Source organism: Paenibacillus etheri, assembly GCF_001012825.1.
Lineage (GTDB): Bacteria > Bacillota > Bacilli > Paenibacillales > Paenibacillaceae > Paenibacillus_AQ > Paenibacillus_AQ etheri.
In genome coordinates, this window is the sequence record NZ_LCZJ02000014.1 from 174,319 (window position 1) to 197,959 (window position 23,641).

General features: G+C 43.6%; 21 protein-coding genes and 1 other RNA gene. 16 read left to right on the plus strand and 6 right to left on the minus strand.

The window, feature by feature from the left end; all coding sequences use genetic code 11:
* Positions 1–61 precede the first annotated feature (61 nt).
* An RNA gene (gene rnpB / locus UQ64_RS02840) (RNase P RNA component class A) lies at positions 62–477 on the plus strand.
* 1,673 nt (positions 478–2,150) lie between these two features.
* Here rnpB and UQ64_RS02845 read toward each other — a convergent pair.
* Positions 2,151–3,371, minus strand: coding sequence for an aminotransferase-like domain-containing protein (locus UQ64_RS02845; protein WP_060622008.1), 1,221 nt, complete (start codon positions 3,369–3,371; stop codon positions 2,151–2,153).
* 92 nt (positions 3,372–3,463) lie between these two features.
* Between UQ64_RS02845 and pdxR the strand changes: the two genes are divergently transcribed.
* Positions 3,464–4,903, plus strand: coding sequence for a MocR-like pyridoxine biosynthesis transcription factor PdxR (gene pdxR / locus UQ64_RS02850; protein ID WP_060622009.1), 1,440 nt, complete (start codon positions 3,464–3,466; stop codon positions 4,901–4,903).
* Positions 4,904–4,912: 9 nt separating this feature from the next.
* On the opposite strand, the gene UQ64_RS02855 is transcribed toward pdxR, so the two are convergent.
* Positions 4,913–6,850, minus strand: coding sequence for a S8 family peptidase (locus tag UQ64_RS02855; RefSeq protein ID WP_060622010.1), 1,938 nt, complete (start codon positions 6,848–6,850; stop codon positions 4,913–4,915).
* A 309-nt stretch (positions 6,851–7,159) separates the two neighbouring features.
* Between UQ64_RS02855 and UQ64_RS02860 the strand changes: the two genes are divergently transcribed.
* From UQ64_RS02860 to thiI, 6 genes are all read left to right on the plus strand, one after another.
* Positions 7,160–7,657 (plus strand): YpuI family protein, encoded by a 498-nt coding sequence (locus UQ64_RS02860; RefSeq protein WP_060622011.1) that lies wholly within the window; start codon positions 7,160–7,162, stop codon positions 7,655–7,657.
* Positions 7,658–7,897: 240 nt separating this feature from the next.
* Positions 7,898–8,119: a DUF1540 domain-containing protein gene (locus tag UQ64_RS29830; RefSeq protein WP_082650954.1), complete on the plus strand. Its 222-nt coding sequence runs from the start codon at positions 7,898–7,900 to the stop codon at positions 8,117–8,119.
* A 12-nt stretch (positions 8,120–8,131) separates the two neighbouring features.
* Positions 8,132–8,545 carry a DUF5353 domain-containing protein gene (locus UQ64_RS02865; protein WP_245237836.1) on the plus strand — a complete coding sequence of 138 codons (414 nt, stop codon included), beginning with the start codon at positions 8,132–8,134 and terminating at the stop codon, positions 8,543–8,545.
* A gap of 182 nt (positions 8,546–8,727) precedes the next feature.
* A complete protein-coding gene (locus tag UQ64_RS02870; protein ID WP_060622012.1) occupies positions 8,728–9,438 on the plus strand; it encodes a lytic transglycosylase domain-containing protein in 711 nt (236 codons plus the stop codon).
* 129 nt (positions 9,439–9,567) lie between these two features.
* Positions 9,568–10,719, plus strand: coding sequence for a cysteine desulfurase family protein (locus UQ64_RS02875; protein ID WP_060622013.1), 1,152 nt, complete (start codon positions 9,568–9,570; stop codon positions 10,717–10,719).
* Between the two features lie 3 nt (positions 10,720–10,722).
* The gene (gene thiI, locus UQ64_RS02880) at positions 10,723–12,009 is read left to right on the plus strand and encodes a tRNA uracil 4-sulfurtransferase ThiI (RefSeq protein WP_209445700.1); all 1,287 of its coding nucleotides are present in this window, start codon (positions 10,723–10,725) and stop codon (positions 12,007–12,009) included.
* Between the two features lie 34 nt (positions 12,010–12,043).
* Here the strand turns inward: thiI and UQ64_RS02885 are convergent, their stop codons facing one another.
* Positions 12,044–12,736: a TerC family protein gene (locus UQ64_RS02885; protein WP_060622014.1), complete on the minus strand. Its 693-nt coding sequence runs from the start codon at positions 12,734–12,736 to the stop codon at positions 12,044–12,046.
* A 171-nt stretch (positions 12,737–12,907) separates the two neighbouring features.
* Here UQ64_RS02885 and UQ64_RS02890 point away from each other — a divergent pair, with 171 nt between their 5' ends.
* From UQ64_RS02890 to UQ64_RS02915, 6 genes are all read left to right on the plus strand, one after another.
* On the plus strand, positions 12,908–13,567 hold the full coding sequence (locus tag UQ64_RS02890; protein ID WP_060622015.1) for a TerC family protein: 660 nt from the start codon (positions 12,908–12,910) through the stop codon (positions 13,565–13,567).
* A 184-nt stretch (positions 13,568–13,751) separates the two neighbouring features.
* Entirely contained in the window at positions 13,752–14,249 is a 498-nt protein-coding gene (locus UQ64_RS02895; RefSeq protein WP_060622016.1) for a hypothetical protein, read from the plus strand.
* 216 nt (positions 14,250–14,465) lie between these two features.
* Complete coding sequence (gene typA / locus UQ64_RS02900; protein ID WP_060622017.1) at positions 14,466–16,307, plus strand: translational GTPase TypA; 1,842 nt, start codon at positions 14,466–14,468, stop codon at positions 16,305–16,307.
* Positions 16,308–16,433: 126 nt separating this feature from the next.
* Positions 16,434–16,730, plus strand: a complete 297-nt coding sequence (locus tag UQ64_RS02905) for a YlaH-like family protein (RefSeq protein WP_060622018.1) — start codon at positions 16,434–16,436, stop codon at positions 16,728–16,730.
* Between the two features lie 83 nt (positions 16,731–16,813).
* Complete coding sequence (locus UQ64_RS02910; protein WP_060622019.1) at positions 16,814–17,911, plus strand: LCP family protein; 1,098 nt, start codon at positions 16,814–16,816, stop codon at positions 17,909–17,911.
* Positions 17,912–18,009: 98 nt separating this feature from the next.
* Positions 18,010–18,462, plus strand: a complete 453-nt coding sequence (locus UQ64_RS02915) for a PNPOx family protein (RefSeq protein WP_060622020.1) — start codon at positions 18,010–18,012, stop codon at positions 18,460–18,462.
* A 27-nt stretch (positions 18,463–18,489) separates the two neighbouring features.
* Here the strand turns inward: UQ64_RS02915 and UQ64_RS02920 are convergent, their stop codons facing one another.
* On the minus strand, positions 18,490–19,062 hold the full coding sequence (locus UQ64_RS02920) for a YhcN/YlaJ family sporulation lipoprotein (protein ID WP_060622021.1): 573 nt from the start codon (positions 19,060–19,062) through the stop codon (positions 18,490–18,492).
* A gap of 105 nt (positions 19,063–19,167) precedes the next feature.
* Here UQ64_RS02920 and UQ64_RS02925 point away from each other — a divergent pair, with 105 nt between their 5' ends.
* Both UQ64_RS02925 and UQ64_RS02930 read left to right on the plus strand, forming a co-directional pair.
* On the plus strand, positions 19,168–20,499 hold the full coding sequence (locus tag UQ64_RS02925) for a PhoH family protein (RefSeq protein WP_060622022.1): 1,332 nt from the start codon (positions 19,168–19,170) through the stop codon (positions 20,497–20,499).
* A 370-nt stretch (positions 20,500–20,869) separates the two neighbouring features.
* Positions 20,870–22,096 carry an extracellular solute-binding protein gene (locus UQ64_RS02930; protein WP_060622023.1) on the plus strand — a complete coding sequence of 409 codons (1,227 nt, stop codon included), beginning with the start codon at positions 20,870–20,872 and terminating at the stop codon, positions 22,094–22,096.
* Here the strand turns inward: UQ64_RS02930 and UQ64_RS02935 are convergent.
* Both UQ64_RS02935 and UQ64_RS02940 read right to left on the minus strand, forming a co-directional pair.
* Positions 22,088–23,215 (minus strand): coiled-coil domain-containing protein, encoded by a 1,128-nt coding sequence (locus UQ64_RS02935; RefSeq protein ID WP_245237837.1) that lies wholly within the window; start codon positions 23,213–23,215, stop codon positions 22,088–22,090. The genes UQ64_RS02930 and UQ64_RS02935 overlap by 9 nt on opposite strands.
* 140 nt (positions 23,216–23,355) lie before the next feature.
* On the minus strand, positions 23,356–23,592 hold the full coding sequence (locus tag UQ64_RS02940) for a DUF2626 family protein (protein WP_042130273.1): 237 nt from the start codon (positions 23,590–23,592) through the stop codon (positions 23,356–23,358).
* Positions 23,593–23,641 lie beyond the last annotated feature (49 nt).

A 23,641-nucleotide genomic window follows, 5' to 3' on the forward strand; every position in this document is an offset into this window, starting at 1 on the left:
TTTCCAGTTAATTATGCTTGTGCCAGACAGGTGATGTCTGTATAATATATAATGTTGTCGGAAAGTTTGACAGACAATCGCCGGTGACGTGAAGACGTCACGGGAGGAAAGTCCGGGCTCCATAAGGCAGGATGCTGGATAACGTCCAGTCGGCGCGAGCCGAAGGATAGTGCCACAGAAATGGACCGCCGATGGCCGCCTTAGGGCGGCACAGGCAAGGATGGAACCGAGGTGTAAGAGACCCCGAGGAACGCTGGTGACTTCGTTCCTGGTAAACCCCATCTGGAGCAAGACCTAATAAGACGCAGCAGATTCCTTTATTGGAATAGGCAGCCTTAGCCTGAGGCGCGTCTAGGTTGGTCGCTGGAGCTGTGCAGTAATGTATGGCCTAGATAGATGATTGTCGCTTATGGTGGGAGGGTAGTTCCCGATCGAACCACGACGAGCACAGAACCCGGCTTACGGCAAACTTTCCTAACTGCAACGTTTTTATTTAACAACACCATACAAGCGGCGGCGTATCTCGGGAAACCGGATCACGTCGCTTTTTTAAAATATAAGAAAGTATAAGTTTCAACGTCGAAATTGATAAAGAAGGCTTTTTTGTGCAAGCTTCGAAACAAGGTGAGTGTGTGAAAGTGGGGAAGACATCCGTAACTGCCCTAGCTACTGACCGGAGCATATCTTAATTGTCATTGGTGCTGTGAGGGAAGACGAACTAAGCAAATAGTGACCAATTTATAGGGAAAACCTCCCTATAAATTGGTTAGTTTGAAGGGAATAGGTGCTTATTAAGGGAGTTATGGGGAGAATTCCCTATAATCATGAATTTTTAGGGATAATCAATATATCATAGGGAGATTTTTCCTATAGTTACGTGGCAAGAAGATAAGTAGAAAGTGGGACATGTGTAACATGGGAAATTATCAGATATGCGATTTCTGCGGACATTTATATGAACGAAATAATAAGAGGATGTGCAGTAGTTGTGATGAGATGTATCAGAGAATCAGGCGTATCGTAGAGACTTCACCCGACACGATGGTATTAAACATAGCCCTTCAAACAGGGGTAAGTGTCAGTCGAATCATGTCATTCGTTGAAAATGGTTATTTTAGGCTCAATAAAGATAGCATAGAAGTGTTTAAGAAGTAGATTAGAAAATAAATAACCCGGCTTTCCCATCCTATAAAGGATAAAGAAGCCGGGTTATTTAAATAGCAGAAAGTATAAGTTTCACGCAATACTCTATGTCTTATATTTCTCGCTTAAACGCTTACCGCCCTTATAAGGACGATTATAGAAAATATATATTTGGAGCCCCCACAAAGTACCTGAGTACGCATCGGAGCAGAGCCCCTCTTAAAGATCCGATGTTCCATTAAGGTTCTGTGTACCAAAACTTCTAGGTGACATTCTAATGTAGTTACTGCAATAGAATTCAGCGAAATTGCCTCAGAAAAACAATCTAGTGTATTTCATACAACAGAATCGAGCGTTTATATATCATTTAGGTTAATCTATAAGATTCTAATGCACAAAGTGTTACAGAATCACAAATTAGGTTTATTTAACCTGATTTGATTGCACGAAATGCAATAGAATCATTAGTGCGCATTCTATACTGTAACTTTTGCTGGAAATTAACTCAAATTAAAACGGATTTCATTTAAGGTACAAGAGAATATAAGTTTCACGCAATACTCTATGTCTTATTTCTTGCAAAAACGATTACCGTCCTTTAAGGACGGTAATCGTTTTTGCTTACCACACAATCCATGGTTATTTGTTTGTGTGGTAACGGACTCAGATGCAACTATATGCGCATTTTAAGCGTTTTGGAGCGAGTTTCGGACTGGAGGGACATTATTTATCATAATTAGGGGGGCATATCATGCCATTTCAGTCATATATCGACCCAAGAGTCCGTTAGCATCCCAAAACAGCGTAATTGTTGCAGATAAGGGCTCTGGTGTTTTTAGCTGCACAGAGTGATTGAAGAAGTTCTTGTTTCAACCATATAAAATGATAAAAGAAACAAGAACTTCAACAGCGATTGAAACCATATTCGTCCCCTCCCGCGCTGAAGCGGTGGATTTACTCCAGATCTTTAAAGGACCGAGCCGTTAGGTGAGGTTTTTCTTGTATGATTACGATTGAACGATGGATTGACTCTCCCGCCATTGTACCAACGCCTTCTCCAGACGCTGAACAGCAACGGGTACCCGCTCAGGTGGCGTATGGGTGAAATTCAGACGCATCTTGTTCTTATGAGGTTGTGATGAATAGAACACTTCACCTGGAACAAAAGCAACACCGTGCTCTACAGCTAGTGGAAGTAATTCCTTCGTGTTGATCTCTTGGGAAAGCGTCAGCCATAAGAACATACCGCCTCGTGGCTCCAGAAAATGAGCTCCTTCCCAGTTCTGTGATTTAAGTTCTGCTGATAAAAGCTTCATTCGAGAATAATATTCTCGTGAAATAACACGTATATGCTGCTCAATATCGAAATGAAGCAGAAGTTCATCTAAAGCGCGCTGATCAATGGTGCTAGAATGCAGATCAGCAGCTTGTTTTGCCTTGGCAATCGTCTTGATCAGATTCGAATCGCCGATAATCCAGCCGGTACGCAGGGCGGGGGCTACGATTTTGGAAAAAGTTCCAGTGTAAGCGACACAATAATCGCCGCCATAGCTTCTGTCGATGGACGCTAGAGAGGGTGGATAAAGATCCTTATTTTCCTCAAAGGTTATTTCACCATAAGGATTATCCTCCAAGATAAGAACATTGTAGCGGCGGCAAATTTCAACTATTTTCTCACGACGTTCCTTACTCCAGGTTGCTCCTGAAGGATTGTTGAAGGTCGGAACTGCATATAGAAGCTTGGGCCGCAGCTTTTGAATTTGATCTTCCAGGTGATCTGGCAGAATGCCTTGCTCGTCGTTATTGATCGTATGAATGTCCGCTCGATAAGATCCGAGTACTTGTAAGGCTGCTAGGTAAGTGGGGGCTTCAACAAGGACAGCATCACCGGGATCAAGTAGCATTTTACATAGTAGATCAATGGCCTGCTGGGAACCTGTTGTAAGAATCATCTCAGACGCTGTAACAGGGATTCCTTGCCGAGTAAGTCTTTCAGCGATTTTGTCACGTAGTGGAGTAAAGCCCTCGGTTAGTCCGTATTGAAGCGTTGAGGTATCGCTGGAGAGCACACGGTTATAAGCGTTCCGCACGGCCTCCAAGGGAAACAAATCCTCGCCAGGCAGCCCGCCAGCAAGTGAAATGATGTCATTGCCCTGTGTAACTTTTAGAATCTCGCGAACGGCTGATGATCCTAGATGATTGGCTGCTGTTGAGTATTTGATATCCATAAATGGTTCTCCACCTTTCGATTTGGTGCTATCATAATAGGAGTGCTGTATAACAGTAAAGCGTTGAATATAACAGTGGAGGTGAAGGGTTCATGCATATCGATTTGAATCGCAACGGCAGTAAATCTCTGCCCCATCAAATCAGTGAAACCCTAAGTCAGCGGATCTCATCAGGACTGCTCCAGCAAGGTGTCCGGCTGCCCTCCGTAAGAAGTTTGGCTACAACCTTGAGAGTAAGCCAGCTTACAGTAAGCAAGGCGTACGATGTGCTTGAGAAGCGGGGGCTTATTTATTGCAGACAAGGTAAAGGCTGCTTTGTAGCCGACCCTAAGCACACTAAACGTCAGGAAGATGGTCGCTGGCAGGATGTATATGATGATTATTTGCCGCGAGCGCAGCTTTGGCGCAATTTTGATTACTCTGAAGTAAAGTATCCCTTTCATATCGCTGCAATTCATAGTGAGTTACTACCTCTAAAAAACATCGGCGACTCCTTCGCATCATTAGTCACGCAGCAGCCGGAGCTTATGGCAACCTATGGGAACTTCCAAGGTGATCTGGAGCTGCGAGGAATTATGAGAGATCATTTAAAAACACGTGGAATTACACTTACCTCCTCCGATGTGATGATCACAAGCGGAACTCAGCAAGGCATTGATTTGGTGGCTCGTACCTTTGTCGGACCTGGGGACACAGTGTATCTTGAGGCTCCCAGTTATACCGGGGCTATAGATGTTTTTGCAGGTCGAGGTGCAGAGATGATCTTTGTACCTACGGACAGTGAGGGTATGCGGGTGGATATTCTAACAAGAATGTGTGATCAAAGACCGCCTAAGCTAATTTATACAATCCCTACTTTTCAGAATCCAAGCGGAGTAACCATGAGCATAGCAAGAAGACAACGTCTGCTGGAATTAGCTCGCAGTTACCGTTGCCTTATTGTTGAGGATGATCCATTTAGTGATTTATATTTCCATGCGCCTCCGCCGCCTACGATCAAATCGATGGATTCCGAAGGGCATGTAGTTTATATGAAGAGTTTCAGTAAAGTTATTGCACCTGGCTGCAGAATTGCTTGTGTAGCCGCTGGTGGAAATATTCTGTCGCGTCTTATCGCCGCCAAGTCCGCAAGTGATCTTGGGAGTCCGCTGCTCACGCAAAGGGCGGTACTGCCGTTCATAGCCGGCAAGTATGAAACCTATGCTGCACAGTTGCGAGTTACACTCCGTACTCGCATGGAAAAGGCGACGAAGCTTCTGAAGCTTTACGCGCCGCCTGGAGTGAAATACATTCTCCCAGAGGGAGGACTTAATCTCTGGTTGGAGTTGCCGGCTTCTCCTGATATCGCAAGGCTGCATGAGCTAGCCGAGCAGATGAGCATTTCTTTTTTACCTGGTGATGTTTGTTACTCAGCGGAGACCTCTTCCCGGCATATCCGTTTGTGTTATTCACAAATGAATGAAACGGATATGGAGGAAGGTTTACGGCTATTTCTCCGTTTGCTTGGCCGATTTTTGCAGGTGAGTGGTTAAGAAGGAGTGTTACTTTGAGTTACTTAATCTTTGTTTCAATTGATTCATTTGCTTTTGAACATGCTGTGGCCATAGCTGTAGTGGAACCTGATTACCGCTAGCGGCTTGCAGTGTTTTATAGATATCGACCTGACCCCAGCCAAAATATTTGTCATGACCGGGAGTGCCTAAATCAACGGCATTTTTGGTCATAAGATCCATAACTTCCGTATTCGTCAGATTCGGATTCAGTGAACGCACCAGACCCGCCAGCGCAGCGACATGAGGACTGGCCATCGATGTACCGGATAAAGCGGCATACTGGCTATCAGGATAAGTACTTGCTATGCTTTCTCCGGGTGCAGCGACATTGATATAATCGCCGTAGTTGGAGAAGGAAGCTTTTTCACCTGAAGCATTCGTTGCAGCTACTGCAATCACTTCGGGATACGCAGCTGGAAATCCTGGTCGTTCTGTATTATCGTTGCCTGCGGCAGATACGAGGACGATATCTCGATCGTAGGCATATTTGATTGCGTCATGAAGAAACTGGGAATCCGCGTAGTTACCTAGACTTAAGTTTATGACTTTTGCACCGTTGTCAGCTGCCCAAATGATTCCTTCAGCGACGGAATAGGTAGTACCTGCTCCTGAATTATCGAGTGCCTTTACTGGAAGGATCTTATTGTACCAGCTGATTCCCGCTACTCCTTCTCCGTTATTAACCAGTGCACCTATAATTCCAGATACATGTGTGCCATGTCCTACATCATCTTCTGGGGTGGAACCATTGGTGATCGCGTTATACCCTGTCAAAAGCTTACCCTTTAGATCCGGATGATTGATTTGGACTCCGGTATCCACTACGGCCACAATCACTTCTTTACTTCCCTTGGATAAATTCCATCCTAGTTCCGTTTCTATCGCCGGCAGGTTCCATTGATAAGTGGAGAATAACATGTCATTTGGAGTAACAGTTCCCTCTGCGTTTTTAGTTATCGTATCATTGGTTAAATACATATAGTGAGGCTCTGTATATTCAGGATGCCATTTATTGGTGAAATAGTCTTTGAGTTCGTAATAAGTCAGCTTCTCCGAACGAAAAATATAGGCATACCCCAGCTTACGTGGTTTCTTACCGTTGATGTCGGCAGTGATCGTTTGAAGCTGCTCCGGGGTGAGTGAGTTGTTACGGAAACGGACGACAATTTCATTCTCATAAAAATGGCTGGCGTTTTCGTTATCATGACCAGTTTTGACGGTGATATCCTTTAAATTGTCGGTATGGACGGACTCTACACGGTAATTGCCTTCCTTCGGATAAGGAATGAGACGCAGGTTCTTCAGCTGATGGTCTGCCACACGCCCAAGCACCTTTTGGTTAATAAGTGCGATGATGCCTATATTTTTTTCTTTGTTCCGCTGAGCGATAAAGTAATATTTCTCTTTACCAATTGTAAACGTTGGAGATTCATAGGACTGATGACCACGAATTGCTGATTTCGCCGTCTTAAGATATTTTTGCAGCTGTTGATTCTCTTGTTCAGTTCCTTGAGGAAATGAGGAGGATTTAAAGGTTTCCGTTTTATGCTTACGAAAATCGATCCACATAAGCATAGTGATAAATCCGTGGTTCTGCTGCAAACGTTTCGCATACACTGATTTATCATGAAGCGAAGAGATTCCATCCGTTTCAGAGAGGAGTTTAGTCAAATGTCTGCTGACATCCACTCTATTCAGGTGATCCGTCGCATCAACATCTTGTGATAAAGAGCTTTTCTTCAATGTTTTTTCTTGTGAAGGATTTGGTGCTGAATGTAGGGCTGGAGTTGGAGCAGGATTGGGTACAGCGACATTAGCGACTTCTCTGGTCGTCCCATTAGTGGCAGGACGTAGCGCAAAGGTAAGTAAACCAACTGTGAACGCAGCTGTTACCAGACCTGCAACCGTTAGATTTTTACGTGACATGATTTCCGCTCCTCTATGCATTGTAATGTCTATAGGTTTAGATGAGAGCGTATGTTTTATGCATCTTAGAAAAGGATACCTTCCTAACGTTTTTTATGATAATATCAGAGAGAATAAGCATCTCGAGTTCGCATCCTGATATTGCAGGAGAGATGTCGATAGATGTTCTTTTAATTTTCAGAAGGTTAGACTTCTCTGTGTTCACATCCTGATATTGCAAGAGTAAAGAGATACGTCTAGAGACTATTTCTTCATAGGATTAACTTTATTGACTACAAGAGCAGGGAATAATAAGGGGGAGCAACCGCCATGTCAGCAGCCAATGTGCAGAAATTATGTGAATCGACGAGAGACAAACTTAAAGATGTAATTGATAAGATGGAGATTTTTCTTAACGAGCATGCATTGCCTCAGCTTGCAACAGAAGGTGATGAAGAATCTGTACAATTTTATCAAGGATTCTTGTCCGATGTTCGTCATCTGTTAGTGTTCTCAGAAATGTCTTATGAGAAGCTGGGAGTTGCGCTGCGTCGTGCTACATTCGATGAATCTTTTGCGCAGAAAGCGCTTTATAATGTATATCACTATGGGGTGAATAACTTCTTCTATCCAAAGAATGAAAGCTATTCTGAGGATGGTCGTTATGCTTATACTGGACAGGATGCCATTCGTTTCCGTAAAAAACCAGTTCGTCCGGCGCGTGATATCATTCTTGAAATTACCAAGACCTATGAAGAGCTACGCGATGACCTTACTTATTATGAGAACGACTATTTGACTGAGAAACGTATGCAAAATCAGGTTTAACAGTTAACTTGTTCGTGTAAAGGATCAGCACTTCGTCAATTTATATTGACGAGGGCTGATCCTTTTTTTGACGTATTAGAATTTATATATTTGGGGCCCACACAAAGTACCTGAGTACGCATCGAAGCAAACCCCCACTTTGTGGGGATATTTTGCGTTTGGCATCGTTACATCAACTGGAAACCAGCCTATCGAATAGGGGGTGAATTGTGCGGACATAATGAAGCCGAGGTGATAAATATGTCGAGTGTAAAGCCATTAGTCAAATGTAGTGTGAGCAATTGTCATTATTGGGGCGAGCATAATTTATGCCGGGCTGAAGAAATTATTATTGAGATCGACAAGCACGTGGGTAGTGGATTTAAAGAAGAATATGCTGAAGAAATGACGAATGAGGGTCACCACGATCATGTCGCAACATCGTCCGCAACATGCTGTTTAACATTTAAGCCGAACTCCTAGGAGGCCGCCCTTATGGACAGAGAAAAGGAAAATGAATCAAGTTCATCAAATGGACAATCCGGTCCGAGAAAAGTCATTTTGCGCCCGCGCAGAGTAGACTATCCACGGAGGGACAGGGAACATCAAGAGGAGTATGCCGCAGAGGTGAGTCCAGTTTCGATGCCGGTCCGGGATACAACACCACGTGTGGCGAGTGAAACTAAGGAGAGCGAAGAGGAATATAGCGGAAGTAAAGCGATTGGTTATACTGGGCTTGCTATGGGTATTGCCTCCTTGTTTCTCTGGTCCATCATTCTTGGACCCATTTCAGTTGTGATTGGTTATTATGCATATGCCAAAGAGCAAAAAACACTTGGGGCATGGGCGATTGGGTTAGGGATTGTATCCACACTTAGTTACTTTGTGATGATCCCCTTTGCTCGCTAAAAAGAAGCGTAAAGTTTGAATTATAACAGGCTTTTAGACCTAAATATCAGGGTCTGAAGTCTGTTTTTTCATTCCAGCATATAGCAATAATCACGAATAAAATGTAATATTAAGCCGTAATTCATCGAAATCTAATGTTAGACCAATAGATATGATACACAGGATAAAAGGAGTGCGCCGGTATGGAGATTAATCCCGCTGCAACCAATGGGTTAGGGCAGCTTAAATGGATAAGCTTAAAGAGTGCAACCGCCAAGAGTAGTTCAGCGAATGGAACTGAAAGGTCAGGCGCATCAGCCTCTCAATTTGCAGCAATGCTTCAAGCTCTATCTTCTAACACCTCTAATAACGGGGATACAAGCTTCTTAACGTCACTCCCGGATGCATCATCTGTTAGTAGCCTGTTATGGCAACAGATAGGTGGGACAGCTGAAAGCATCGATGGTGTAATTTCCGGGGAAATAACGGATACTAAACCGACAAGCTATGATGACCTGATTCAAACGGCGAGTGCTAAATACGGGGTACCGGTCGATTTGATAAAAGCTGTAATCGATACAGAATCCTCCTTTAATCCAAACGTTGTCTCATCGGCTGGTGCTAAAGGATTAATGCAGTTAATGGATGGAACAGCAAGCGGTTTAGGGGTTTCAAATTCTTTCGACCCGGCTCAAAATATTGATGGTGGTGTACGCTATCTTTCTTATCAATTGAAGCGATTTGATGGACAGGAAAAGATGGCATTAGCGGCTTACAATGCAGGGCCAGGCAGGGTCATTAACCTTGGGGTAAGCAATGATCAGGAATTGTTAGAGAAACTCACGCTGCTTCCTAAAGAGACGCAGTCCTATCTCACTAAAATAGAACGCGCTCGCGCGCAATACGCTGTATAATATATAGGATCAAACGGGTAGTTCCCTTAAACCGCATGACTGGGTTTTGGGATTACCGTTTGATCCTTTTCCGTAATTTAAGAAAGAATGATTACTGTACTTTAACGAAGTAAAGGAGACAATCAATATATGCTTTACTGGGATTATGCCGCCGCTACACCACCTTATGAAGATGTGGTGAAGACGATGGAACAAATTATGAAGCTACACTATGCTAACCCGTCCTCTTTACATCGTGCAGGCAGTGAAGCGGCCAAGCTGATCAGGCGTTCACGAGAAGTATGCGCGGCTGCGTTATCTGTACAACCTAAGGAGATCCTATTTACATCCGGGGCTACGGAGAGTAACAATTTAGCCATTAAAGGTGCTGCTTTGCAGTATCAGTCAAGAGGACGTCATCTTATAACTACGGAAATAGAACATCCCTCTGTGTATGAAAGTTGTCTGCAACTGCAGCGAAATGGCTGGGAGATTACTTTTGTAGCGCCCGATAGTACTGGAATGATTGATCCAGAGCGAGTAGCTACTGAAGTACGGCGTGATACTGTGCTCGTAAGTGTGATGCATGTAAATAATGAGATTGGAACAATGCAGCCGCTGGTGGAGATTGGCAGGCTGATTAAATCTGTAAATCCACGAACCTTATTTCATGTAGATGGCGTTCAGGGTTATGGTAAGCTTGCTGTTGACCTTAAAGGATGGAAAGCGGATCTTTACAGCTTGTCTCCTCACAAAATTCGAGGCCCACGCGGAGCGGGGCTTCTCTATATTAAAGAAGGAATCCAACTGTTCCCCTTACTTTCAGGTGGTTCTCATGAAGAGGGACTACGTGCTGGAACCGAGAATGTCCCTGCAATTGTAGCATCTTCCAAAGCGGTGCGGATAAGTGGTGAGCAACGCGAAATCTTTTATGCACGAGTGCTTCCACTTCGAGACCGACTGTTACGCTTCTTGCACAGTGTTCCTGAATTTGTTATAAACAGCAGAGAGGATGGAGCCCCTCATATTGTGCATTTCTCATACCCTGGCATGAAAGGGGAAGTGTTCGCCCGTAAGCTGGAGGAACTAGGGATGGCTGTTTCTACCCGGTCGGCTTGCTCCTCCCGGCTGGCAGAACCTAGTCGTGTTCTATTGTCTATGGGTAAAGATGTTTCTGTAGCTTCAGGAGGCATACGCATCAGTTTCGGTGATAGTCACACTGAAGAAGATGTCGCGGCGCTTGAGAAAGCACTAATTACTGCGGTACGAGCTTTAAAGATTGCTGAAGGAGGTATGAAGTAACTAATGAATGAGAAGAATCAGGAATCTGCTAAAGGCAGAGCCAATAGTATAGATTATGCCGATATGCTGCTTTTGCGTTTCGGGGAGTTTACATTAAAGGGCAAGAATCGTGCCAGATTTGAGAAAACAGTATTACGTCATGTGAAGGAAATGACTAAGCCTTATCCAAAGGTGGTTCTAACCAAGGAGTTTGGAAGAATTTACGTGGAGCTGAACGGAGAACCTGCTGTTGACTTGGTAGAAGCGCTGAAGAATGTGTTTGGTATTGCTTCTGTCAGTCCAGTGAAAGTGGCCAAATCAGACCTTGAGGATATTGTGGCTGTCAGCCGTCAATTCTTAGAGATCATCGCTCCTGCACCGGGTACTACATTTAAAGTTAATGCACGCCGTGTATGGAAGGGGTTCCCATATGGCTCCATGGAGATGAATAAGCTAGTCTCGACACCACTGCTGCAAGGCTATTCCGGGCTTACTGTGGATGTAAAGTCACCTCAACTCGAGCTGAGAGTCGAAATTCGTCAAGGTCATACTTATATATTCTGCGAAAATATTACTGGTGTTGGTGGATTTCCGCTTGGTACGAATGGAAAAGCGATGTTATTGCTTTCCGGAGGCATTGATAGTCCTGTAGCCGGTTGGTCATCCATGCGTCGTGGACTTGAGGTGGAGTGCGTACACTTTTATAGTTATCCTTATACGAGTGAGCTTGCTCGGCAAAAAGTGGTTGATCTTACACGGGTATTGTCACGATATGCGGGAGTCATTAAGCTACATTTAGTACCCTTTACAGAGGTGCAGACGTCTTTTACTGGAATAGGACAGGACAATCTGATTATTACGTTGATGCGTCGAGCTATGCTGAGGATTACTACACAGCTTGCTGAACGTGAGGGTGCACTTGCGATCGTAACCGGTGAAAGTCTTGGACAGGTCGCTAGCCAGACGTTACCAAGCATGAACGTGATTGGTCGTGCTACTGATCTTCCTCTTCTACGTCCGCTGGTAATGATGGACAAAAGTGATATTGTGGAGCTGTCTAAGAACATCGGCACTTATGAGTTATCTATCCTTCCTTATGAAGATTGCTGTACTTTGTTTGTACCAAAATCCCCTACAACGAACCCGAATTTACGGATTGTAGATAAGATTGAAGCTACGCTCCCAAGTTATTCTGCATTACTGGACGCAGCGATTGAAGCCACGGAGACCGTGCTGATCACTCCGTATGGAGATGAGAAGCCTAGAGAGGTAGTAAGTGCTCAGGCTGGATTACAGGAAGAATGGTTCTAATTGTTATAAACAAAGACTGTCTCATTCGTAGCATCTACGGCTGAGGCAGCTTTTTTGATTTTTGATGGTTTGATTGGCGTCTCCAGTGGCCTCCGATTAAGATGCCGATAATGATCACAAATATAAACAGAGCCCTCAATAGTGGATGCTGGTCAAAAAATGGGGATAGCTGCTGCTCATCTGTAATCATGCTTGAAGCTGTAAAACCTAAGACTGCTGAGCCAATATAAATAATCCATGGATATTTGTTGATTAGTTTAATAAAGAGAGTACTTCCCCAGACCACGATTGGAACGCTGATTAACAGTCCTATGACAACTAGAGAGATATTGTGCTTAGCAACTCCCGCAATGGCGATGACATTATCCAGTCCCATCGCAGCATCGGCTAAAATGATCGTACCCACTGCAGACCATAGACTTTGACCAGCCTTGATATTCGTTGAATTATTCTCATCTGTTAACAGCTTATAGGCAATCAGAATAAGTAAAGTCCCGCCTGCTAGAAGTAACCAAGGAATTTTTAATAACCATACAACCAGAACCGTTGCGAAAATCCGTAATACGACTGCACCTGCTGTTCCGAGCACGATAGCCTTTTTTTGAGTACTGACCGGCAAATTACGCGCAGCAAGCCCGATGACTATAGCGTTGTCTCCCGCCAGAATGAGATCTAGAAAAATAATATTGAGCAGCGATAATACAAACTCCCAGATGGATGTATTCAAGGCATATTCACCCCTAAAGTAGTTAAGATGAGCACGAAGATATGCTTAGTTTTGTATACGCAAAAAAAGGGGCATACATGCTTTCATCCTCAAAAAAAGTTGGACAGGAAGCATAGCTTGTCACTTCCGAACATACATGTAGTTACATGTGATTCGGGGAGGTAAGAGAGAATGGAATCATTATTGCTCCTTGGTGAAATATTGATGATCAATCTTGTGCTGAGTGGAGATAATGCTATGGTCATCGCGATGGCCAGTAAGGACCTTCCGGAGAAGCAACGGAAGACTGCGGTATGGTGGGGAGCTGCTGGAGCTGTTATTCTGCGCTGTGTGCTTACTTTTGTCGCAGTATTACTGTTAAAAATTCCTTATATCCAGGCTGGAGGAGGAATTTTGCTGCTTTGGATTGCGTTCAAGTTGCTGCTGGAAGAAGAAGAGGATCTCAGGGTTGCTGAAGCGTCATCCGTATCGAAGTCAATCCGAACGATTCTCGTAGCTGATTTTATTATGAGTCTGGATAATGTCCTGGCGATTGCCGGTCTAGCCAAAGGTGATTTGGCTTTAATAGTCATCGGGATTGCACTCAGCATTCCGATTGTAGTATGGGGAAGTGGCCTCATTGTAGGCTGGCTACATAGATTTCCGTTACTCGTATTTATCGGCGCTTATATTTTAGCCTTTACAGCAGGCGATATGATGCTTCAAGATGCAAAATTAGGGACAATGCTGTCCTTCTTGCTTCCATCCACGCATTCCATACTGCCGATCGCTTTAGGAATATTAGTGGTTGTTACTGGAGTCTTTAAACGCAGAACAACATCAATAGGTTAATAAATTGCAATAAAAGGCAATACTAAAAGGACATCTCCATAAATTGGAATTGTCCTTTTTTGCATGGTCAGTGATGGCATTTTGTGTGTATTTCAGATAATATATGAATAAGAATCCTGTCGTTTTCTGGGTATGAGATGACAAGGTAGTGAGGTAGACGTGAATTTGAAGGGATTGGTGAAAGATGTCTTCCAAGAATGACATAAGACTAGGAATACTTATTGCAGTTGCTGGATTTGTGATTTTATTTGGTAAGCTGGGGGTCTTCGGATTTTTGGGACGTGCCCTTTGGCCATTAGTGATTTTACTTCCAGGATTAGTTCTACATATGTTATTTTTTAGCCGCCGTGCTTCCGCAACGGTATTGATTCCCGCGGGGATATTAACGGTGTATGGTATATTGTTTGTTCTTTGCAATATATGGGGATGGGGGCTTATGAAATATTTATGGCCTGTACTGCTACTCGGCATTGCCGTGGGCTTGTATGAATATTCCATTAATTCTCCAAGACGGACAGGGGGACTATCTGCAATTGCTGTTATATTAGGCGTTCTAAGCATAGCGCTTTGTATTTTCAGTCTCATGGGTACGGGTGTGATCTATCTAATTGGTATTGTATTCATCGCTGCAGGGATTTGGTTGATTACTGGACGGGGCAGAACACGCGGCTGGAATAGATGAAATCGAAGCTAGTTCATGTTTCATCCTAAAAAAAAAACGAAAATTGGAAACTGTTTTTTCATAAAAAGACTTGCTTTTCATAGTGCTTTCACTATAATATTAATGTTATGTTGAAGCGTCGGCTTTCTGCCTGGCGCTTCTTTTGTGAGACTGCCGTGACATGCTATGAATTTTAACAGTTTTAATTTGATAAATGAGAGGATTTGGATACAAATCATGCATTCAAGAAAAGATATTCGCAACATTGCGATCATTGCCCACGTTGACCATGGCAAAACAACACTCGTCGATCAGCTTCTTCAGCAATCGGGGATCTTCAGCGCACACGAGCACCTACAAGAACGCGCCATGGACTCTAACGATATCGAGCGGGAACGCGGAATTACAATCCTAGCTAAAAATACAGCAATAACTTATAAAGAGTTTTTGATTAACATTGTGGATACACCTGGACACGCTGACTTCGGTGGCGAAGTAGAACGGATCATGAAGATGGTTGATGGTGTATTGCTGGTTGTTGATGCTTACGAAGGCTGTATGCCACAAACGAAGTTCGTACTTCGTAAGGCATTGGAACAAAAGCTGACTCCAATCGTTGTCGTGAACAAGATTGACCGTCCAGCTGCTCGTCCGAAGGAAGTAATTGATGAAGTACTTGATTTGTTCATCGAGCTTGAAGCAAGTGACGAACAATTGGAATTCCCGGTTGTTTATGCATCTGCTCTTAACGGAACATCAAGCATGGTTCCTGAGAAGCAAGATGAGACAATGCTTTCACTTTACGAAACAATCGTTGAGCATATCCCAGCTCCAACTGAAAGTGTAGAAGAGCCGCTTCAATTCCTCGTAACGTTGATGGATTATAACGAATACTTGGGTCGTATTGCTATTGGCCGTGTAAACCGCGGTGTAATCAAACAAGGTCAATCTGTAACTGTAATTATGCGTGACGGTAAGAGTAAAACCGCGCGTATTGAGAAATTGTTCGGCTTCCAAGGTTTGAAACGTATTGAAACAGAAGAAGCGGGTGCAGGGGATATCGTTGCTATCGCAGGGATCAAGGACATCAACATTGGTGAGACCATTGCTGATCCAGCGAATCCAGAAGCGCTGCCAGTTCTTAAAATCGACGAGCCAACTATGCAAATGACTTTCCTTGTAAATAACAGTCCTTTTGCTGGTAAAGAAGGTAAATGGGTAACTTCCCGTAAGCTTCGTGAGCGTCTCTTTAAAGAACTTGAGACAGATGTGAGTTTGCGTGTGGAAGAAACGGATAGTCCTGATGCATTTATCGTTTCTGGGCGCGGTGAGCTTCACCTTGGTATTCTGATCGAGAATATGCGTCGTGAAGGTTATGAAATGCAAGTTTCTAAACCACAAGTAATCATTAAAGAAATCGATGGTGTTAAATCGGAGCCACTTGAGCGTCTTATGATTGACATTCCAGAAGAAAGCATGGGCTCTGTTATGGAAAGTCTGGGCACTCGCAAAGCCGAAATGGTCAACATGATTAACAACGGTACGGGTCAAGTACGTCTGGAGTTCCTGATTCCTGCACGTGGTTTGATTGGTTACAACACGTATTTCTTGACTTTGACACGCGGTTACGGCGTTATGAACCATGCTTTTGACAGCTACGCTCCACTGGTTGCCGGTCAAGTTGGCGGACGTCATCAAGGTGTGCTTGTAGCAAGTGAGACCGGATCAACAACACAATATGGAATAGTGGGTGTTGAGGATCGTGGTATTCTCTTCTTGGATGCAGGTACAGAAATTTATGAAGGTATGATCGTAGGCGAGCATACCCGTGATAACGATATTATCGTTAACATCTGTAGAGAAAAAGCACTTACCAACATGCGTACCTCAGGTAAGGATGATACTGTAAAAATGAAGACACCACGTACCTTCTCTTTGGAAGGCGCGCTTGAATATTTGAATGAAGATGAATATTGTGAAATCACACCTAAATCCATTCGTTTGCGCAAAAAGATTCTGAACAAAGGCGAGCGCGAACGTGTAGAGAAGCAACGTAAAATGGCACAAGCAAACGCGTAAGATCAACTTAGCATAGTAAAGATCCGTCGGAGGTTTAACTTTCGGCGGTTTTTTTTATAACAAAAACTTCCCTTACTGATGATATAATGTAAACGTATCTTAAATTTGGGAGGAGTGTTATTAGCTATGCAGGTCTGGTTTGCTGATCATCCAATTATTGCTTATATTGTTATTTTTATATTACTTACTTTTGTGTATAACCAGGTATTTCGTGTGAATCAAAAGTTATCGATTGGCAAAGAGATCATGTTGTACATAATGATGGCGATTGGCTCCGGCATGCTCCTTATTTTCCAGCACGATAAACTTCCGATTATCCAATGCCTGCTTGTTGCTGTCGGATTAATGCTGATGGTACGGATACGTTATATCGTAGAAGCTCGACAGAAGAGAAAGGCATCAGCTGCAGCAAAAAGACAGTAATCGAAACTTTTACTGCATAAGGAACGTCTATTTAAGTGTAGCAATTTTAATTCCAAATGAAATGAAGAGGACTTTATTCTACTATGAGTACACGAAACAGCAGTTTACCTCCAAGAGCTAGTGGTCAACAACCGAATAATAGAAAACAGCCTGTGAAGGGTGCTTCTAAGAAAAAAAAGAAGAAACCGCAAAAGAGAGGCTTTTTTGGCAGATTAGTTAGAATCTTATTAACCTTACTCATTATTGCGATTCTCGGCGTATTGGGTTACGGGGGCTATCTGTATTGGAAGCTTGAAAATGGGGTCTTTAATGCAGGGAGTAAAGGAACGGTTGCTCCAGGACATTCGGCTACAGAAAAACCACTGACGATGCTTATCCTGGGTACGGATAATAGACCAAAACATCAATCTAGATTGACAGATGTTATTATGGTTGCAGCACTTAATCCTAAGACAAAATCAGCAACCATTGTCTCTCTTCCACGCGATACCTTAGTTGAGCTCAATGGATACAAGCAAACGAAGATTAACGAATTCTATGCTCGCTTTAAGGGGAAAGAAGATTCTTCTGGCATTTTGGCAGAAGATGAGATGAAGACAATGATGGGGAAATATCTAGATATTGATGTAGATTATACAACGATTCTGGATTTTCAAGGTTTCCGTGATGTGGTGGACGAGCTTGGCGGAGTCAAAGTCAACATTAGCGATAATATGTGTTATACAGACAGCGTAGACGGTACGAATATCAATCTGAAAAAAGGTCCGGCAGAGCTTGATGGAGATAAAGCGCTAGATTATGTGCGATATCGTAAATCTAATTGCAAGCCTAAGACTAAGGGTTCAGATGATTTTGATCGGAACAAACGTCAGAATGAGGTCCTTCATTCACTGGTGGATCAGATGCAATCGCTTGGTGGAGTATTAAAAATAGGCAAGGTTCTTGACGCAGTGGACAGTAATATGAAGACTGATATCGAAAATTCGCAGATTAAAGATATGATTGCGACTTATTGGAAGATTTCCAAAGATGATATCGAATTTAAGCCCGTGACTGGAACGTGGCGAAGTCCGTATGTATATATTAATGATGAGGAGCTTGAGGCTGCCAAGAAAAGCCTACAGAATCGGTTAGCAGGAGTTTCTGCTAGTTCTACTTCTGAATCTACTGAGGCGCCTTAAAGACCTTAATTTACTCATCTAAAATTGAATGCAAGTTTCAGCCTGTGCTATAATATAATAAATTGAATGAATTTACGCCGCATAGGGGGCTAGTACTTATGTCCGAAGCCGTTGCTCAGCTGAACGAAACCTTGTTATCGATGCTGCAATCGGAAACTTTTGTTCTTCTCAACACAGTTGATGCGGAATCAGGAGGTCCAACGTCCACGGCCATTTCGTGGATTTATGCAGTTAGTCCTAGTAGTGTGCGTCTGGCTGTAGATCATCGTTCCAGACTCGTGAACAACATGAAGGTCAACCCGTTAGTAACCGTTACTGTGTTCGGTGAGGGTACTGTCTATGCTATTAACGGCAGTGCCGTTGTAAAGCAGGATCCCCTTCAGGATGTGCCTTTCAAGATGTGCTGCTTTGATGTTGAAATTATGGCGGTGCGTAACGCCCTTTTTTATGGAGCGCAGCTTGAATCCGCCCCAAGATATGCAAAGGTTTATGATGGACGTGCCGCTGAGAAGCTGGACGGACAAGTATTTACTGCCATGAAAAAAGCCTAGTGAGAATATCACTGGGCTTTTTTTGAACTATTGTGCATTTTTTCGTGGCTTAGTATCCTCTGGTAGTTGCGGCATAATTCGGCCGATGATATCAGCCAGTTCGGAGGAGAATCCGGAAATTGGATTTCCCTCGGAGATATGGCGGCTCATGTCCGCTAATCTGCTAGAGAGATCCATATCGGCTGTAACAAGTGCCCTTACACTTCTTGGATCTTTACGAATAGCTTCCGCTACAGAATATTTAATGCTTCCTACACGTGATCGTTCTAGAGAACCTTCTACGTCAAGACCTACAATGGCGACCTTGTTCATGACTACACAGTGTGCGCCATTCACACCAGGAACTCTTTTGGCCAACTGTTCAAAATGATCCTTAAGTGCAATTTCACTTTCTCCCTTAACACTGACGGTGTGACCAGCTTTTGAGGTGGCCTTAGGATTAGTTATACCATCATTGGACAATTGCCGAACCTCATGGTTTCCCGTACCCTTTACAGCATTCGCAGATTGTTTATTCTGAGGAGAGGGTGATGTCTTTTTAGCGATACCGCAGCTTGTCAGTAGCAGCAGTACCAGCAACAGACACATTGATTTTCTCATATGTGATTACTCCTTTCAGCCAAGATCGTTTCTGTACCTTATCTTTTCCCTTGGCGGAAAGAGTTATGTATGATCAATCAAACCAGGCGCTGTGGAGGGGATAATATGAACAAGATATTTGTGTTAGATACCAACGTGCTTTTGCACGATCCCAATTCGATTTTCTCTTTCAAGGAGCATGAGGTGGTAATTCCGGCGGTTGTGCTGGAAGAAATCGACTCCAAGAAGCGCAACGCTGACGAAATTGGTCGGAATGCCCGCACGGTTTCCCGATTGCTTGATGGACTCCGTGATCTAGGTCATTTGCATAGTGGTGTGGACCTGGAACATGGAGGCAAGCTGAAGGTAGAACTAAACCATCGCAGTTTTGTGAAGGTACAGGAAATGTTTGGTGAGGTATCTAACGACAATCGGATTTTGGCCGTAGCTCTCAATTATTTAATCGAAGAGAATGAGAAGCCTGATCCGCGTCCCGTAGTGCTTGTGAGTAAGGATGTGCTGGTCCGTATCAAAGCGGATGTGCTAGGAATTACGCCAGAGGATTATTTGTCAGATCGTACTGGAGATTTAAATGAACTTTACACTGGTTACCAGTCTCTGCAGGTTCATCCGGCATTGATTGATGAATATTATAGTCACCGTTCTTTAACGGTTAAACAGCTCGCATTGTCGTATCCTTTGTACCCTCATGAATTTGTGATCCTCAAGGATGAGATAGGTACGGGCAAATCAGCTCTTCTCAAAGTGAATAGTGATGCGAGTCGTCTCGAGCCGCTCTATCTGGGCAATGATTCGGTTTGGGGGATTAGCGCGCGAAATGCTCAACAACGAATGGCCTTGGAGCTGCTGCTCAATGATGACATCCCACTTGTAACCATTACAGGTAAGGCTGGTACAGGGAAGACGTTATTGGCACTTGCTGCCGGATTATTCAAGGTTGAGGATGAACATAAATACAAAAAACTCCTCATTGCCCGTCCAGTAGTTCCTATGGGAAAAGACATTGGTTATTTGCCGGGAGAGAAGGATGAGAAGCTCAGACCCTGGATGCAGCCTATTTATGATAATCTAGAGTTCCTGTTCGATACCAAAAAAGCTGGCGATATCGATAAAATCTTAATGGGATTAGGCAGTATACAGGTAGAAGCCTTAACTTATATTCGTGGCCGTTCAATCCCTTCACAGTTCATTATTATTGATGAGGCTCAGAATCTTTCTCGTCATGAAGTGAAGACGATCGTCTCCAGGGCAGGTGAAGGAAGTAAGGTCATTCTTATGGGTGATCCGGAGCAAATCGATCATCCATATCTGGATGCTGCGAGCAACGGACTTAGTTATATCGTTGAGAAGTTTAAGCAGCAAGGAATTAGTGGACATATTACATTGGAAAAAGGTGAGCGTTCCCGCTTGGCCCAACTGGCGGCAGACCTACTCTAACCTATCTTCAATCTCAGCCGGGAGAAGCTAACTCCCGGCTTTTTCCTGCCCGCCCACAAACGGCGGAGGAATAAAAGGTTGTGTTGGTGATTTGAGCCATGGAAAGAAAGTTTGGAACTGTAGAAGCGAAGCGTTCGCCTTTATCCTCGGATTTCAGCCGCAATATGGCGTAATTAAATCAGGAAATCTGAGGATAACAGCGATCGGAAGTCCAAAGCTTTCTTGTAATGGCGGATGGATCACCCTAAGCTTTTAATTGTCTTCGCCGTTTCCCCTATATAATAGAAAGAGAACGTTTTCACATTCTAAAGACAAGCAGCGGCGGGTTTGGTAAAATAGGGGTGAGGAATCATGGGGAAGGTGGGAAATCGTGCTGAAACGCAAAAATTATTGGCTGCTTTTTGCAATTTTACTACTATCGCTGACAAGCTTGTCGCCCAGTATGGAATTGAGTACCAATAACGACCCACATCCTATGAAAAAACCGCAAAGTCAGTCGACAAATCCTTCTTCAGGGAAAGAGGGGACTATAGATAGCCTGCGCATAACAGTATCGTTAAATAGCGAGGAATTTAGTGAACTGGAGCTTCTAAGCAACCGTTATACTTTAGAAAGTGGAGTAAAGGTAATATTAAGCAATATCGATAGCGAGAATGCAGACGAGGTTTTGAAGCATGATCTAACCATCGGGGACAGTCCGGATATCGTCATGGCGGATGGGCGAAGTATTCTCGACTGGGCTACACGGGGATATTTATTGCCGGTGGATGTTTATCAGAGCATTCCAGGGACTGCGCCTTTAACTCAGTTGATCCCATGGATGCAATGGAACGGATATAATTGGGGAGTGCCGCTGGATATCGACCCGTACATACTTGTTTATTCACCACAGCGTCTTGCTGAACTGGGGTTCACCACCTTACCAAGAAATCTGGAACAGTGGAACACATTGCTTCAGAATGTGCTTAAAGAGCAAGGGAAATATTTGCTTGCGATGGATACACGTAATCCATATGGATTGTCGGCGGTCATGGAGAGTATGAACAGCAGCTTGCTATCGGATAACCAAGAAGTGATGAACTGGACTCAAAATGCCCGCAGTTATTTTTACCTTACCAGTCGATATAACAAAGATGTTTGGGATATGATTCAGAGCGGGAGCATTGCAGTTGCAGCTCTACCGCTATCAGAGTGGAAAAAGCATGGGAATTCATCTTTAGTTGCTGAAGCACCACTAACCGCAAGTAACGGGAAAGGGCTTGAATCCTATTACAGTCGTTCTTTTGCACTTCCCGCACAATCCCAAAGTCCGAAGGAAGCTGTGAATTGGCTGACGTTTATCACCTCTGAGGATTCTCAGATGGATTGGCTGGAGAACACGGGGAGCTTGCCTGCACTGGATATCCTTTATCGTTCGGAGCATGATTTCAAATATAAGCTTCCTTTCGGAGTTGAGCTATTACTGACAGAAGAAACCGCCCCGGAGGTTGAATTCCAAGGCGGCTGGAGTAAGCTTGTTGAAGCAGTATCCTTACTGCTTACAGGAAAAATAGATGCGGCAGGGTACAAAGACTTCATCAAGGAAGGACTAGAATGAAATAGAAAGTTTAACTTGCAGGATGCCCTCTTTACTATCTACTTCTGTGGCACGTAAGAAAGAAACGATTTTCCCAGGGTAAAAGCCTAAATCAAATTCTTCCTCAAGTGTCCTTCTAGTTGTGTCAGGTAATTCGAGACCATTAAATACAACATGATCTACTTGGAATATAAGTCCGTTGACGGGTTCTTCCTGTATGATGTAGTGACCGGTTAATGAGAGAGCTAAAGCTCCACTTTGTCCAGTGGCGGTAATCGTTCCGTCATTGAAATGAAATGCGAAATCATTAAATAGCTTATTCTGAGACTGAAGGAATTCGTTTAAATCCTCTTCCTTCAGATTCAGAACATAAGTCATCCCCTTACGAGTAAGAACTCCCTCTCGATTCTGGACAAACTGCGGTAATTTATTCATTGCGGAAGATAATGCTTTGAAGTAGGTCTTTACCTCGCGTAAACCAATATTCTCCCAATATAATGTGAATTCTTGAAGTAGAGCGCTCATATTATCAGGATCACTACTGTCTTTAATCCCACCTTCAATTTCTTTATTGAGTGTGGCTACCCGAATTTTCTGTTCCTCCAGAGCGGTTCGCAGCTGTGCAAGATCCTTCGAGCTACGTTGTGCAGTCTGGAGGGTCTTCTTTAGATCCTTATACTGCTCCTCATATTGTGTGAGAATATTGCGGTCATTTCCGATAATGATTTCATAATAATCGAATAGAGCTAGAAATCTGCTAATGCTTTTCGCGGATAGAAACGCGGACAAGAAACCGTCTCTATCCCCCATATAATAAGAACGCAGGACTGCGCCTGCACGCTCTTGTTGGTTGGCGATGGCAGATTTTTTCTGGGTGGCCTGCTCTTCGAGGTATTCTACCTTTTCTTCAAGCGCTTTTTGTTCGGCTGTAATCTTGATGATCTCCCGTTCGATTTCTGCGGAAGACAAAGTCTGTTCCAGAAGTTTACGGGTTTCTTCATTATCTGGTATTGAGGAATTGAAAAAAGAACCGCTTGGATCGGCAGACAGGTACATCGTAGTTTGTAACGGAAACAATGTACAGCAGAAGAGAATTAGTATGGTTGCCATCATGCGGCTTTGGGCATTGCGGGAGCGCACCACACCACCACCTTTTTTTTGAAATGATATATGTATGTTCTAATAATATGTTTAACCCTTCTAAAATATCATACAAACAAAAAAACGGAAGTGATCCTTATTAGATAAGGACCTCATCCGCTTCAAGAGAGTACTGCAATTTATAGTGGAAGACCCATTTGAAAGATCGTCCAGTAGCTGAAACCGGTGAAAGTCAAAATCATGTATGCCCAGAAAAGCAGGACATAAGTTTTTTCAGTAAACTTCAGATAACCGAGAATTACGAAAAAAGCGGTTTGCAAAAAGAAAAGCAAGGCCATTTCTGTCAGACCTCCGGCAAAAGCCATCAATCCAATAGCCAGTGTAAAAAAACCTAATACCCGAAACATGCGGTCCAAGAGAGAGTCCCCCTTCCAGTATGTATCTCACGAATATTCCTTCGACTTA